This window comes from Haloterrigena gelatinilytica (assembly GCF_013342145.1).
Classification (GTDB): domain Archaea; phylum Halobacteriota; class Halobacteria; order Halobacteriales; family Natrialbaceae; genus Haloterrigena; species Haloterrigena gelatinilytica.
Genome location: NZ_JABUQZ010000001.1, coordinates 1,252,315 through 1,265,976, shown reverse-complemented (window position 1 = coordinate 1,265,976; position 13,662 = coordinate 1,252,315). Strand labels below are relative to the sequence as shown.

Below are 13,662 nucleotides of genomic sequence, written 5' to 3'. Positions count from 1 at the left end.
CGATTCTCACGGATTCGGATCGTAGATCTCGGGATCCGCCTCGCCGTCGACGTCGATGACCGCGAGCGCACCCCGCCGAGCCGCGCGGGTGAGCGCGTGGTCGACGATCTTAACCGGTCCCGGGACGGGGAACTCCATCTCGGCCGCGGCGGTCGTCCCCGGCGCCACGGGCGCCGTCTCGATGTTGCGATCGGGCTCGGTCAGGAAACCGCCGTCGCGGTAGAACCGACTCCAGACGTTGCCGATCGGGTGCCACGAACTCAGTAGGTTCGGCCCGCCGTTGGCGAAGTAGACGCGGGCGGTTTCGCCGACTTCGGCGTGCATCGGCCCGACGCCGTCTTCGGTGAACCCGTAGGCCTGCCCGTTGAAGACGACGTACGTGGGCTGCTCGGCCAGCATCGCGTCGAAGTCGAAGCCGTGGTGTCCCTCCTCGCCGACGTCGCCGTCGGTGTAGATCTCGTGCTGGCCGAGGTAGAACTCCCGGTCGACCTCCGGAAGGCCGTCCTCGGGCTCGACGAGGATCGAGCCGAACATCCCGGCGCTGATGTGCTGATCCATGTTCGGAATCGCACAGTGGTAGATGAACACGCCCGGGTACTCGGCGCTGAAGCTGAGCTGCGCGGGATCGTCGCCGGGGCTGATCGTCGTCGCGTCGGCGCCCGGTCCGTAAACCGCGTGGAAATCCATGTTGTGGTTCGTGACGTTCAGGTCGTCGGGGACCTCGAACGTGAGGTTCACCCGGTCGCCGCGGCGGACCCGCAGCATCGGACCGGGAACCTGCCCCTCGAAGGTCATGTACTCGAAGGCGACGCCCGGTTCGATCTCGGCGGTCACCCGCTCGGTTCGAACCGTGACGTCGTGCTCGCGAGGTTCGTTCCAGTCGACCGGATCGGGGATAGCCGTCGGATCGCGAGCGATCCGATCGACGTCGACGGACTCGACCGCCGCCGGCTCCCCCTCCTCGTCCGTCTCGGTATCGGTGCCCTGTGCGTTCTGCTCGCCGTCGTTAGACAGTCCGTCGAGACAACCGGCGATCGCCAGCGCGGTCGCCCCACCGGCCGTTTGCAGGAACCGTCGTCGGGAGTTGGTGGTCGGGGTCATGACGTGACACCTGGGTATCGATGCGTTCGATTATTGAACCAAGCGGCGCGTTTCTCCGGGATGGGAAGCCTACTGTAGGGGTACAGCCGCGTTACCTCCGCTCGAGAACGGACCCGAAGATGTTCTGATTTCGGTATAAGCGTGTTCGACGGCACCTCGAGAGCGACCGCCCGAGTTCGGTCTCGGCCCGAGCCGGCGTTCCTTCGAGCGAACCGCGCGATGGAGCTGGGACCGCCGATACTGTTCGTGAGACGCGACGCGGGATTCAAACGTCTCGTCGTCGTACATCAAGTATGTCCCGCGCAGACGAACTCGTGGCCGTCCTCGAGACGGTGGAGTCGCTGGCGATCGTCTGCCACGACAACCCGGATCCGGACTGTCTGGCCAGCGCCCTGGCCCTCGAAGCGATCGCAGCCGACCACGACGTCGAGGAAGTGACGATCGCTTACGGCGGCGAGATCTCCCACCAGCAAAACCGGGCGCTCGTCAACATGCTCGACATCTCCCTGCAGCCGGTCGAGGACACCGCCATCGACGACTACGACTGCATCGGCTTCGTCGATCACTCACAGCCGGGGGCCAACACCGAACTCTCGACGGAGATCGAGCCCGGGATCGTCGTCGATCACCACCCCGGCGAGTCGGTCGGCGCGCCCTTCGAGGACGTCCGGACCCGGATCGGCGCGACCGCGACCATCTTCGTCGAGTACCTCTGCGAACTCGAGATCGAGTTGACGACGCGGCTCGCCTCGGCGCTGCTGTTCGCGCTCCACCGCGAACGGCTCGACTTCGTCCGCGAGCCGACCCGCCGGGAGTACGAGGCGGCGCTGGCGGTCTATCCTCACGCGGACCTAGAGACCCTCGAGCAACTCTACAGCAGCGCGTTCTCGCCGGGAACGCTCGACGCGATCGGGAAGGCGATCGCGAGCCGCGAGCGCCGTGGCTCCTCGCTGGTCGCGAGCGTCGGCAAGACGACCGAGACCGACGCCTTGCCCCAGGCCGCGGACTACCTGCTGAACCTCGAGGGCGTCGACACGGTGCTCGTCTACGGCGTCGTCGACGGCTCGATCCGGCTGAGCGCGCGCTCGATCGATCCGCGGATCCACATCGGGGAGACGCTCCAGACCGCCTTCGACGATCTCGGACAGGTCGGCGGCCACCACGACATGGCCGGCGGACGGATCGAGCTCGGCCTCTTCGCCGACGAGGCCGACGACACGGACGCGCTGCTCGAGTTCGTCGACGGCCGCCTCACGCGTCGGTTCTTCGACGCCCTGAACCTCGACGACATCCAGTGAGCGCGCGCCAGTCGATCCGGGCACACACCTGGTGTCGGGGCCGTCGCGATCGGTCGATGGCTGTTGGCTGCGGCATCGCCGGTCAGTCGATGTCGATCGTCCGCGTCTCGCCGCCGGTCTCCAGTTTCGGAAGCCGAACCGTGAGGACGCCGTTGTTGACGGTCGCGGTCGCGGCGTCGGCGTCGACCGGCTCGGGAAGCCGAACCTGCCGGCTGAACGACTGTAACTCGCGCTCGCGGCGAATGTAGGTTCCCTCTTGCTCGCCGGGCTCGCCCGCCCGGTCGCGTTCGCTCGTCCCGCGTGTCTCCTCACGCTCGCGGTCCTCGAGATCGTCGCGTTCGTCGAGTCCGCCGCTCTCCGCGACCGCGTGCTGCCGTTCGCCCCTGATGGCGAGCGTCTCGTCGCGGACGCGAATCTCGAGGTCGTCGCTCTCGTAGCCGGGGACGTCGACGGTGGCGACGAACTCGTCGCCCCGATCGGTCAGATCCAGCCGGGTCGCCGCCCCGCTCATCGAGAGGTCGAGTCGACTCCGGTCGTCGACCTCCGACTGCCAGGTTCGGGCGGCCGTCTCGAGCCGCCGATTCAGTTGGTCGAACAGCTCGTCGAGTCCGTCGAACGGAGTGGGTCTATCTGACATGGTATATTGTAACAAACGACGCGAACGGCGAAAAAGGCCACTCTCGTCGTCGCGGATTGTCACGCACGGAAACGTATCGAAGCGAGACATTGCGGCAGAACCGAGGGGAGGGCTGGTCGTTTTTACGCTCCGTCCCGTACGAACGGGTGTGAGTTCTGCACTGTTCGTCGTCAGCGAAGAGGGGTATTGGGGAGAAGAATGCGTCGAGCCGCTCGAGACGCTCTCGGACGCGGGCTTCGAGATCACGGTCGCGACGCCCTCCGGGAAGCCGCCGAAGGTCGACGAGCGCTCGATCGACCCCGACGAAGTCGGCGAGGAGACCGCCGAGCACGTCCGGGAGGTCCACGAGAACGACGAGCGGCTGAACGATCCGATCCCGACGGCCCAGGCCGAGGCCGAGGGCTACGACGCGGTCGTCTTCCCCGGCGGTCACGGCACCGAGTGGGACGTCAACCAGGACAGCGACGCGCGGCGCCTCCTCCGCGAGGCGGTCGCCGGCGACGACGGCAAGGCGCTGGTCGTCTGCCACGCCGTCGGCATCCTCGCGTTCGCCCGCGACCGACAGGGCGCGTTCATCGTCAACGGTCGCGACGTCACCGGCTTCCCCAACGAGTGGGAGGAGGGCATCGTCGACGAGAACGACCTGATGCCCAGCGGCCGAAAACTGCCCTACTGGGTCGAAGACGAGGTCACGGAAGCCGGCGCCAACTGGGACGCCGAACTCGACGCGGACACCAGCGTCACCGTCGACGGCGACCTGCTGACCGCCCGCGGTCCCGAATCCTCGAGCGCCGCGGCCGAGACGCTGCTCGAGGAACTCGGCGAGTAACGCCCCCGACGTACCACCGGCGACCCGATAGCGTCCGTCGATATTGCTAATCCGTCCCCGTTCGGACGGCTCTCGTGCGACCGTTCGCGACTCGGTCCGACCCGGATCGACCGCCGACCGAGCGAGTTATCCCCGCTGGTTCCCGAGCACGACTGTGGTCCCCGCTGAATCGAACCCGTCCGCAGAAGTCCGCCTAGAGAGCCGTAGCTACCGAATTACGGTCGACGACGGCCGCGAGTCGTTCTTCGCACTCAGCATCGAAGACGCCGCCAACGAGGACGCGTGGCTCATGTCGGACACCGTCGTCGCCCTCGAGAACATGCGATAGTTCGACCGCGACCGACCGTCGGTCGCATCGGGTCCCTCGAGTCCCGTCTCACTCAGTCGCGACGTCGCGCGTCGTCGATGGGAAAGCGCTTCAAGCGGGACGACGTTCTCCGATCCGATGAATCGTCGGACCCTGTTGGCCGCCGGCGGCGTTCTCGCGGGAACGGTTACCGCCGGCGTCGCGAGTCAGCCGTCGGGTAACGACCGGCTGCTCGCGGCCGCTCGAGCGCCGAGCGACGCGGGCGAGGCCGAAACGCAGACGCAACGGCTCCTTCCGGACACCGATCACGAGACGCCGCTGTACGAGATCGACTCGCCGCGGGACGGTCCGACGGCGATGGTGTTCGGCGGCGTCCACGGCGACGAGCGAAGCGGCGTCGCGGTCGCTCGCGAGGTCGTCGACTGGCGCCCCGACGCGGGCACGCTCGTCGTCGTCCCCGAGACGAACCGGGAGGCCGTCGAGAACGACGAGCGGGAGGGCCCCGACGGCGATTTGAACCGCATGTTTCCGGTCGGTCAGGAGCCGACGACCGAACTCGCGCGCGGAATCTGGGACGCCGTCGAACGCCGCGAACCGGACGTCGTCCTCGACCTCCACCGCTCGCTCGGCGTCTACGGACTTCACCGGGAGTACGTCGGGCAGGCGATCTTTCACTCGCCGGACGCCCGCGGCGACGAACTCGCCGCCGCGCTCGACGCCGACGGCGTCCCCTGGTACCTCCCCTTCCACCGGTTCACGGCCCGGGAGACCGACCTCTCGAGCCCCCTGCTCTTCCAGAAGGCCGCCCGCGAACTCGAGTCGACGGCCTACCTCTTCGAGACGACCGAGTTCCTGTTGGACCGCGAGACGAGGGTCGAACTGACGCGGCTGGCGACGGCGCGCGTCCTCGCGATGCACGGCCTGCTCGAGGTCGAGGCCGGAGGTGCCGAATGACCGCCGAACGCGAGCGTCCGGGGGACGGTGCGAGCGCCGCGCTCGAGCGGTACCTGCCGGCGTCGCTCCGCCGGGCCGTCGCGAGCCCCGCGACGGTCGCCGCCTTCGCGGCGGTCGTCGTCCCGTTCGCCCTCGGTTGGCTCGACTCGCGGCTGTTCTCGCCGTTCGCGCTCCCGGGGTACCTGCTCTACGGCGTCGGGACGGCGATCGGAAACGCCCTCGCGCCGCGCTTCGAGTTCTGGATCTACTGGGTGCCGTTCCTCGGCGCGAGCTATTCGATCGCGGTCGCCGTCGGCTACGGCTACGAGCGGTTGCGCGACCGGGCGACGGCGGCGAACGACTGAATCAGTCCCTTTTTACGCGACCGCGGGGAACCATCGGGTATGAGCTTCGAGGAAGACGATCGCGTCGTCCTGAACGACGAGCACAGCGAGTTCGACGGAGAGACCGGCACCGTCACCCAGACGATGGAGTCGATGTTCGGCGACGTCACCTACACCGTCAGCTTCGAGGACGGACAGGAGACCGGCGTCCCCGAGGACGACCTCGAGGCGGCCGACGACGACGGCGAAGACGAAGACGAGGACGAGGAATAACGACCGCTGGTCGCGAGGATTCGATTCGCGACCGTTTCACGGACACGGACACGGACACGGACAGGTTCAGATGCCACAGATCCCGCTTCACTACGTCGACTTACGCACGTTCTGCTACGCCACCGAGGACGAGAAACGCGTCGAGGAGGCCCTGCGCACGTTTCTTCCCGACGGCGACGACGAACCGTTCGAGATCGAACGCGTCGAGAGCGAGGGCCACTACGGCGACCGCATTCTGGTCCTCTCGGCTCGCGTCGAGAAGGCCGACGACGTCCGCCACGTCCTCTCGCGGCTGGCCGACCTCGAGAGCTTCGACGACGTGATCGACGAACTCGACGAGCGGGTCACCGAGAACACCGAACTCTTCCTGCGACTCGACAAGCAGGCCGCCTTCCAAGGGGACGTTCGACTCGGCGACGGCATCACCTTCCGCGGGAAGGTCGAGGCCTATCCCGCCAAGAAGGAGAAGGCCGTCGAGAACGCCCGCGACGTCCTCGAGCGACTGCGCGAGCAGGACTGAGTTTCGTCGTCGCGACGCGTCGGACGGCGAGTATCCGTCCTGCCGTCTCAGTATCAGTAGTTAGTACTCCGATTCCTTTATTCAGAACGACGCCTGGAACTGGATATCTGATTTCGTTGAGTACGTGTTCGAACGTAACGGGAGAACGCTTATAGCGAGACGAGACGAATTATTACGAAATGCCGTCGACTGATTCCAATTCGGAAGGATTGGACGTTTCGCTCCGCAATGCGATTGTAGTTGTCCTTTCCCTGTTCATTTTTTACCTCGGAAGGGGGTGGGCGCGAGGACTCGTAGAAGGGAACTATCCGATAGGCATATTAGGCCTGATACTCGCTCTTGCACCGATAGTCTGGCTACTGGTTGTGATCAGAGAGGCATATTTCTGAAAATCCGCTTAGATGTGGGCCTTCTATTAGAATTATACTGTTGAGAGCCACACAATAGCGCCCGTGGCCCCTATACCGACCGATTCATACTCGTTCTCTATTGAACGATTCGTGAGTTCTCTCTATTGAGTGACTGTTTCACACTGCTGTCCGAATAAAGAAATCGCGTTACTATCTACTGTTCTCGTCCCTCTTGCCATCTCTTTGACCGCCCGTCTTGCGATCCAGTCGATCGCGACCGTCCGGTTGCAAAGCCCTTTTGACTGGCCGGTCAGTAAGTCGAGTAACGAAATCTCGAATGTCCGAAGATACCGTCGACGATCTCATGGAGGCGACGTACCGGGCGCTCTGCAAACACGGCTACGCGGAGTTGACGATGCAAGACATCGCCGCGGAGTCGGACAAGAGCAAGGGCACCCTGCACTACCACTTCGACGGCAAGGGGGACCTCCTCGAGTCGTTCCTCGGCTTCCTGCTCGATCGGTTCGAGGAGCGACTCGAAACGCTCGCCGGCGAGACGCCGGTCGAACGGCTCCACGCGCTGTTCGACGAGTTGCTGACGGAAGGCGACGACGACGCCGCCGAGGAGTTCCGGACGGCGATCCTCGAGATCAAGTCCCAGTCGCCGTACAACGAGGCCTACCGGGAGCGGCTGACCGAGTTCGATCGGACGATGCACGACCGGATCGCGAGCTTCGTCGAGGCCGGAGTCGAAGCCGGGCAGTTCCGCGAGGACGTCGATCCCGACGAGACCGCCGAGTTCCTCGTCACCGTCTTCCACGGCGCCCAGACGCGCGCGGCGGCCGTCGATCAGTCCCTCGAGCAGACCAGGCGGTACGTCCACGAGTACATCGAGGGCCTGCGGGCCGACGACTCGAGTCTCGACGACGATGACGCGTCTTCGACCGACGGGACGGCAGACGCCTCGTCGGCCGCCGAGACGGACGCGACGACAGCGGACGGCTCGGAGGACGCGGGAGATGAGGAGACGGAGGGTGACTAGATGAGCCTCGCGGATCGCCTTTCAAATCTCTTCAAGGGCCGCGAGGAGTTCGATCTGACCGAGGGCGGGATCGCGCGGCCGCTGTTCTACCTCTCCTTGCCGATCATCGTCACGAACCTGCTGCAGACCGCCTACAACCTCATCGACACGTTCTGGCTCGGCCAGTACAGCACGGACGCGCTGGCGGCGATCAGCTTCGCGTTCCCGATGGTCTTCCTGCTGATCTCGGTCGGGATGGGGCTGTCGGTCGCCGGGAGCGTCCTGGTCGCCCAGCACATCGGCGCGGACGAAGAGAGCGAAGCGGAGTACGCCGCCTCCCAGACCGTCGCGCTGTCGCTGCTCGGCGCCACCCTCATCGGGGTCGCCGGCTACGGCTTCGTCAGAGAGCTCCTCGGGCTGCTGGGCGCCTCCCAGGCCGTGTTGCCGCTGGCGACCGACTACATGCAGGTCATCTCGCTCGGCATGCCCTTCATGTTCGGCTTCTTCGTCTTCATCGCGCTCATGCGGGGCTACGGGGACACGATCACGCCGATGCTCGTCATGTTCGGCTCGGTGTTGCTCAACGTCGTCATCGACCCGTTCCTGATCTTCGGCTGGGGGCCGTTCCCCGAACTCGGCATTCAGGGCGCGGCGATCGCGACCGTCTTCTCCCGAGGGGTCGCCCTCGTCGTCGGCCTCGCGATCATGTTTCGCGGCGCGAGGGGCGTCAAGATTCGACCGAAACAGATGCGGCCGGACCTCTCGTACGCGCGGAAACTCGTCGAAATCGGCGTTCCGGCGTCGGTCGAGGGGATGGGCCGGGCGCTGTCGATCAACCTGTTGCTGGTCATCGTCGCGTTCTTCCCGGACACGGTCGTCGCCGCCTACGGCGTCGGGACGCGCGTGTTCTCGGTCATCTTCCTGCCGGCGGTGGCGGTCGCCCGCGGCGTCGAGACGATGACCGGCCAGAACGTCGGCGCCGGCAAACCGGACCGCGCGGCCGACGCCGCCAACTTCGCGGCTCGAGTGATGTTCGTCGTGCTGGGCGCCCTCGGCGTCGTGGCGTGGCTCGGGGCGCGGCCGATCATCGCCGTGTTCACCACCGATCCCGAGGTCGTCGACATCGGCGTCTCCTTCCTGCGGTACGTCGCGCCGTCGTTCGGCTTCATCGGCGTGATGCGGGCGTACAACGGGAGCTTCCGGGGCACCGGCAAGACGCTCACGGCGGCGGCGATCGTCCTCGTGATCTACGCCGGCATCCGCCTCCCGACCGCCTACGGCCTCTCGAGGGCGATCGGCTACGAGGGGATCTGGATCGCATTCGCCGTCTCGAACGCCATCGGCGCCGCCCTCGCCTACGGCTGGTACCGCCGGGGCACCTGGCGGGACGCCGGCGTGCGCGGCGCCGAACCCGCCGCCGCTCAGGGCGTCGGCGACGACCTCGAGGTCGAGGAGGTGAGTACCGATGACTGAGGGATACGTTCCGATTCCGTTGGACATCCCCACGAGTGAAGTGGCCGTGACCCGACGTATTCGATCGAGCTGCCTCTTCATGGACTACCCCGCCCACAGCCGCCGCCGGTTCGCTCGAGGGGAACAGCGACGCAACCGCTCGACTCGTCGCTCGAGGTGGTGATCGATGGTCGAAGCCGTTCACATCGATATTCTAAGCCTCCTGCTCGTCCTGACGGTCGCGTGGATCTTCGGCGGGGTCGCCGAGCGCTTCGGCTACCCGACGATGATGGGGGAGCTGTTCGCTGGCATCGTGTTCGGCCCGCCGTTGCTGGGACTGTTACACCCCTCGGAGCTGCTGACCGTCCTCTCGGAGCTCGGCGTGTTCCTCCTGATGGTGTTCGTCGGGATGGAGGTCGACCTCCGGGAACTGTTCCGCCTCGGGCCCCAGTCGCTGCTGATCGCCTTCGGCGCCTTCGTCATCCCGTTCGGGCTGGGCTATGGCGCGGGGATCCTGCTCGATATCTCCGTCGGCGCGGCCCTGTTCCTCGGGCTCGCGATGGCAGCCACGTCGCTGGCCACGAAGTCCCGCATCCTCGCGGACCTCGAGCTCTTGGACACGCGGATCGCGAACGTGTTGCTCGGCGGAGCGCTGGCCTCCGACGTGGGGGTGCTCGTCGCGTTCGCCGGCGTCGACAGCTACGTCACCGCCGGCGCGTTCGACGCGACCGAGATCGGGCTGATCCTCGCGAAGGCGCTCGCCTTCTTCGTGATCACGCTCCTGATTGGCTATCGCTTCCTGCCCGTCGCGTGGCACCACATCGAGCGCCAGCGCGAGCGGTACGGCTTCGTCGACCGGACGACCGCCTTCACCTTCGCCCTGCTCGTTTCGATGCTGTTCGCCTACCTGGCGACGCTCGCGGAACTGCACATGATCATCGGCGGCTTCATGGCCGGCATGTTCCTCCGGCAGGCCGACGTCGAGCCGGACCTCTACGAGCACATGCACACCGTCATCTACGACCTCGCGATGGGGCTGTTCGCGCCCGTCTTCTTCGTGACGGTCGGTTTCGACATCACGTTCGACGTCTTCTCCGATTCGCTGGGCGTCCTCGTCGCCCTCGTCGCCATCGCCTTCCTCGGAAAGATCGTCGGCTCCTGGCTCTTCTCGCTGCCGACGTCGCTGACCTCTCGGGAGGGGCTCGTCGTCGGCTTCGGGATGAACGGACGGGGAACCGTCGAGATCATCATCGCCACCGTCGCCCTCGAGGCCGGCGTCATCGACACGCAGATGTTCTCGATACTGGTCTTCATCGCGATCTTCACCACCGCGCTCGTCCCCGTGACCGTCACCTGGGGCGTTCGCTTGCTCGAGCGGGCCGACGAACTCGTCTACGTCGACGCGGACGCCGCCTCGAGCGACTGATCGAGCTCGAGCGACCGATCGGTTCGAGACCCGCGCTCGAGTCGCACTCCGTTTTCCCGTGATCGGTGTCGAATCGTCGCTCGAGGGCGCCGGGTTATCTCGTTTGGGCCAAGCGTTATTCGGATCGGTACCGTATGTCACATATGACACCGCTTTCAGTCGATCCCGTGCAAACGGTCGCCGAGGATCCGCTGCTGGTCGTCGGTGCGCTCGTTCTCGTCGTCGTGGTCGCCACCGTCTGGTCGATGGTCGAGATCGTCGACGCCTACGACAGGGGCGCGCTCACCGTCCTCGGCGAGTATCGCAAACTGCTCGAGCCGGGGTTGAACATCGTCCCGCCGTTCGTCTCGCGGGTCTACACGTTCGACATGCGGACCCAGACGATCGACGTGCCCAGCCAGGAGGCCATCACGCGGGACAACTCGCCCGTGACGGCCGACGCCGTCGTCTACATCCGGGTGATGGACGCCAAGCGCGCGTTCCTCGAGGTCGACGACTACCAGCGGGCCGTCTCGAATCTGGCCCAGACGACCCTCCGCGCGGTCATCGGCGATATGGAACTCGACGACACGCTCTCGCGGCGCGAGATGATCAACGAACGGATCCGCCAGGAACTGGACGAACCCACCGACGAGTGGGGGATCCGCGTCGAGAGCGTCGAGGTCCGCGAGGTCACGCCCTCGAAGGGCGTCAAGGGCGCGATGGAGGAACAGACCTCCGCCGAGCGACGCCGACGCGCCATGATCCTCGAGGCCCAGGGTGAACGCCGCAGCGCCGTCGAACAGGCGGAGGGTGACAAGCAGTCGAACATCATCCGCGCCCAGGGTGAAAAGCAGAGCCAGATCCTCGAGGCCCAGGGTGACGCGATTTCGACGGTCCTGCGCGCCAAATCCGCCGAGTCGATGGGCGAACGCGCGGTCATCGAGAAGGGAATGGAGACGCTCGCCGACATCGGTCAGGGCGAGTCGACGACCTTCGTCATGCCCCAGGAACTCACCTCGCTGGTCGGCCGCTACGGCTCCCACCTCACCGGGAGCGACGTCGAGAGGGACGGTCAACAGCTCGAGAGCCTCGAGTTCGACGAGGAGACCCGCGAACTGATCGGGCTGGACGACATCGCCGAGATGCTCGGCGAGATCGAGGACGTCGAGATGGACGTCGAGGCGATGGAACAGGAGGCCCAGGCGATCCAGGAGGGCGAGGACATGCCCTCGGAGACCGGCGAGACGATCGACATCGCCGAGACCCGCCAGGAGACGGACGGCGACGGCGATTCCGACGACGACTGAGACCCTCGAGAGACTCGCACCCGATCGCGACCGAGCGCGGCCCTTTTGATGCCGGCCTGTGAGTGATCCGGTATGAACGTACACGTCGTCGGTGACGATCCGGTCCGCGAGGCGGTCGTCACCGCACTCGGAGACGTCGACGTCACCGTCGAAGACGCGACAGCCGACGACCTCGAGGACGCCCGCTTCGCGGTCGTCAGCGACGTGGCCGGCGCGGCCACGTTCCGCCGAGCGGACGCCGCGCGCGCCGGCGGCACGCCGTGGATCGCCGTCGAGATCGGCGGCGTCGGCGGCCAGCCCCTCGCCGCCGTCGACGCGGCCGTCTCGGGCTTCGCGCCCGCGACGGGCTGTTTCGACTGTCTCCGCCAGCGCGTCGCCGCGAACATAGCGGAGGGAGAGCGGAGCGACCGACCGCAGGCCGATCGCAGCACGGCCCGTCTCGCCGGCGCGCTCGCGGGCCGGGAGTGCGTCCGCGTCCTGTCGGGCGACGACCGGTCGGTGATCGGCCACGTCGTGGAACTGCCCCACGCGAGGCGGCGAGTTCTCCCCGTTCCCGGCTGTGAGTGTCAGACCGACACGCGGGATCGGACCCTCGACCGCGACGATGCCGACGCGCTCGCCCTCGACGCGGCCGTCGAGCACGCCGAGGCGGCGATCGACGACCGCGTCGGCATCGTCAGGACCATCGGCGAGATCGAATCGTTCCCCGCGCCCTACTACCTCGCGACGACGACTAACACGCAGGGGTTCAGCGACGCGAGCGCGCCGACGCAAGCGGCCGGCGTCGCCGACGACTGGAACGCCGCGCTGATGAAGGCCGTCGGCGAGGGCCTCGAGCGCTACTGCGCCGGCGTCTACCGGGACGAGGAGTTCGTTCACGCCAGCGAGGACGACCTCGAGAACGCGGTCTCGCCGACGGCGCTCGTGTGCCCGGACGATGCACCCGCCTACGACCCGAGCGACGAGCACCGGTGGGTGCCGGGCGAGAACGTCGCGACCGGCGACGGCGCCCACCTGCCGGCCGACGCGGTCCAGTTCCCGCAACCCGCAGGCGGTCGGGGGCTCGTCCCCGGCATCACGACGGGGCTCGGACTCGGCTCGTCGACGGTCGACGCCCTGCTCTCGGGCCTGACGGAGGTCATCGAGCGGGACGCGACGATGCTCGCGTGGTACTCGACGTTCGACCCGCTCGGGCTGACCGTCGACGACGACGGCTTCGCCGTCCTCGAACGCCGCGCCCGCGGCGAGGGACTGTCGGTGACGCCGCTGCTGGTCACCCAGGACGTCGACGTCCCGGTCGTCGCCGTCGCCGTCCACCGCGATCCGGACTCCCTCGAGGGCGCCGTCGATCCGACGGCCGACGAGTGGCCGGCGTTCGCCGTCGGCTCCGCGGCCGACCTCGACGCGACGGCCGCCGCGCGCTCGGCGCTCGAGGAGGCGCTGCAGAACTGGATGGAACTGCGGAACCTCGGCCCCGAGGAGGTCGGCGACGCCTCGGGCGCCATCGGGGAGTACGCGGCGTTCCCCGAGGTCGTCCGCGGGTTCGTCGACGTCGAGCGGACGGTTTCGGCCGAAAGCGTCGGGCCGGAGACCGCGCCCGAGGGCCGGGCGGCGCTGACGGAACTCGTCGAACGGACGACCAATGCCGACCTGACGCCGTACGCGGCGCGGCTGACGACGCGAGACGTCGCGGAGACCGGCTTCGAGGCGGTCAGGGTCGTCGTTCCCGGCGCCCAGCCGCTGTTCACCGGCGAGCCGTTCTTCGGCGAGCGGGCGCGGACGGTGCCGGCGGATCTCGGCTTCGAACCGCGCCTCGAGCGCGCGTTCCACCCCTATCCGTGAGCGGCCGGGAGGAGCGGTGAGTGGTCGGGAAGAGCGTAGA

General features: G+C 67.1%; 15 protein-coding genes. 13 read left to right on the top strand and 2 right to left on the bottom strand.

Annotated features, from left to right (window positions below; genetic code table 11):
• Positions 1–6 precede the first annotated feature (6 nt).
• Positions 7–1,101, bottom strand: coding sequence for a copper-containing nitrite reductase (gene nirK, locus HTZ84_RS06445; protein WP_174679918.1), 1,095 nt, complete (start codon positions 1,099–1,101; stop codon positions 7–9).
• Between the two features lie 293 nt (positions 1,102–1,394).
• Here nirK and HTZ84_RS06440 point away from each other — a divergent pair, with 293 nt between their 5' ends.
• Positions 1,395–2,399 carry a DHH family phosphoesterase gene (locus HTZ84_RS06440; protein WP_174679917.1) on the top strand — a complete coding sequence of 335 codons (1,005 nt, stop codon included), beginning with the start codon at positions 1,395–1,397 and terminating at the stop codon, positions 2,397–2,399.
• 82 nt (positions 2,400–2,481) lie between these two features.
• Here the strand turns inward: HTZ84_RS06440 and HTZ84_RS06435 are convergent, their stop codons facing one another.
• Positions 2,482–3,036, bottom strand: coding sequence for an Hsp20/alpha crystallin family protein (locus HTZ84_RS06435; RefSeq protein WP_174679916.1), 555 nt, complete (start codon positions 3,034–3,036; stop codon positions 2,482–2,484).
• Between the two features lie 148 nt (positions 3,037–3,184).
• Between HTZ84_RS06435 and HTZ84_RS06430 the strand changes: the two genes are divergently transcribed.
• The 12 genes from HTZ84_RS06430 to HTZ84_RS06380 all read left to right on the top strand — a co-directional run bounded on the left by HTZ84_RS06430 (position 3,185) and on the right by HTZ84_RS06380 (position 13,622).
• A complete protein-coding gene (locus HTZ84_RS06430; RefSeq protein ID WP_174679915.1) occupies positions 3,185–3,865 on the top strand; it encodes a type 1 glutamine amidotransferase domain-containing protein in 681 nt (226 codons plus the stop codon).
• 154 nt (positions 3,866–4,019) lie between these two features.
• The gene (locus HTZ84_RS22790; protein ID WP_169332649.1) at positions 4,020–4,193 is read left to right on the top strand and encodes a hypothetical protein; all 174 of its coding nucleotides are present in this window, start codon (positions 4,020–4,022) and stop codon (positions 4,191–4,193) included.
• A gap of 117 nt (positions 4,194–4,310) precedes the next feature.
• Positions 4,311–5,126, top strand: coding sequence for a succinylglutamate desuccinylase/aspartoacylase family protein (locus HTZ84_RS06420; RefSeq protein ID WP_174679914.1), 816 nt, complete (start codon positions 4,311–4,313; stop codon positions 5,124–5,126).
• Entirely contained in the window at positions 5,123–5,470 is a 348-nt protein-coding gene (locus HTZ84_RS06415; RefSeq protein ID WP_174679913.1) for a hypothetical protein, read from the top strand. Before HTZ84_RS06420 ends, HTZ84_RS06415 begins: the two co-directional genes overlap by 4 nt.
• A gap of 39 nt (positions 5,471–5,509) precedes the next feature.
• A complete protein-coding gene (locus tag HTZ84_RS06410; RefSeq protein WP_174679912.1) occupies positions 5,510–5,722 on the top strand; it encodes a DUF1918 domain-containing protein in 213 nt (70 codons plus the stop codon).
• A 70-nt stretch (positions 5,723–5,792) separates the two neighbouring features.
• Entirely contained in the window at positions 5,793–6,242 is a 450-nt protein-coding gene (locus tag HTZ84_RS06405; protein WP_174679911.1) for an RNA-binding protein, read from the top strand.
• A gap of 179 nt (positions 6,243–6,421) precedes the next feature.
• On the top strand, positions 6,422–6,631 hold the full coding sequence (locus HTZ84_RS23165; RefSeq protein WP_345776209.1) for a hypothetical protein: 210 nt from the start codon (positions 6,422–6,424) through the stop codon (positions 6,629–6,631).
• A 298-nt stretch (positions 6,632–6,929) separates the two neighbouring features.
• Entirely contained in the window at positions 6,930–7,634 is a 705-nt protein-coding gene (locus HTZ84_RS06400) for a TetR/AcrR family transcriptional regulator (protein WP_174679910.1), read from the top strand.
• The gene (locus HTZ84_RS06395; RefSeq protein ID WP_174679909.1) at positions 7,635–9,086 is read left to right on the top strand and encodes an MATE family efflux transporter; all 1,452 of its coding nucleotides are present in this window, start codon (positions 7,635–7,637) and stop codon (positions 9,084–9,086) included. It begins immediately after the preceding gene.
• 166 nt (positions 9,087–9,252) lie between these two features.
• Complete coding sequence (locus tag HTZ84_RS06390; protein WP_174679908.1) at positions 9,253–10,491, top strand: cation:proton antiporter; 1,239 nt, start codon at positions 9,253–9,255, stop codon at positions 10,489–10,491.
• 143 nt (positions 10,492–10,634) lie between these two features.
• Positions 10,635–11,780: an SPFH domain-containing protein gene (locus HTZ84_RS06385; protein WP_174679907.1), complete on the top strand. Its 1,146-nt coding sequence runs from the start codon at positions 10,635–10,637 to the stop codon at positions 11,778–11,780.
• Between the two features lie 72 nt (positions 11,781–11,852).
• Positions 11,853–13,622 (top strand): YcaO-like family protein, encoded by a 1,770-nt coding sequence (locus HTZ84_RS06380; RefSeq protein ID WP_174679906.1) that lies wholly within the window; start codon positions 11,853–11,855, stop codon positions 13,620–13,622.
• Positions 13,623–13,662: the final 40 nt, after the last annotated feature.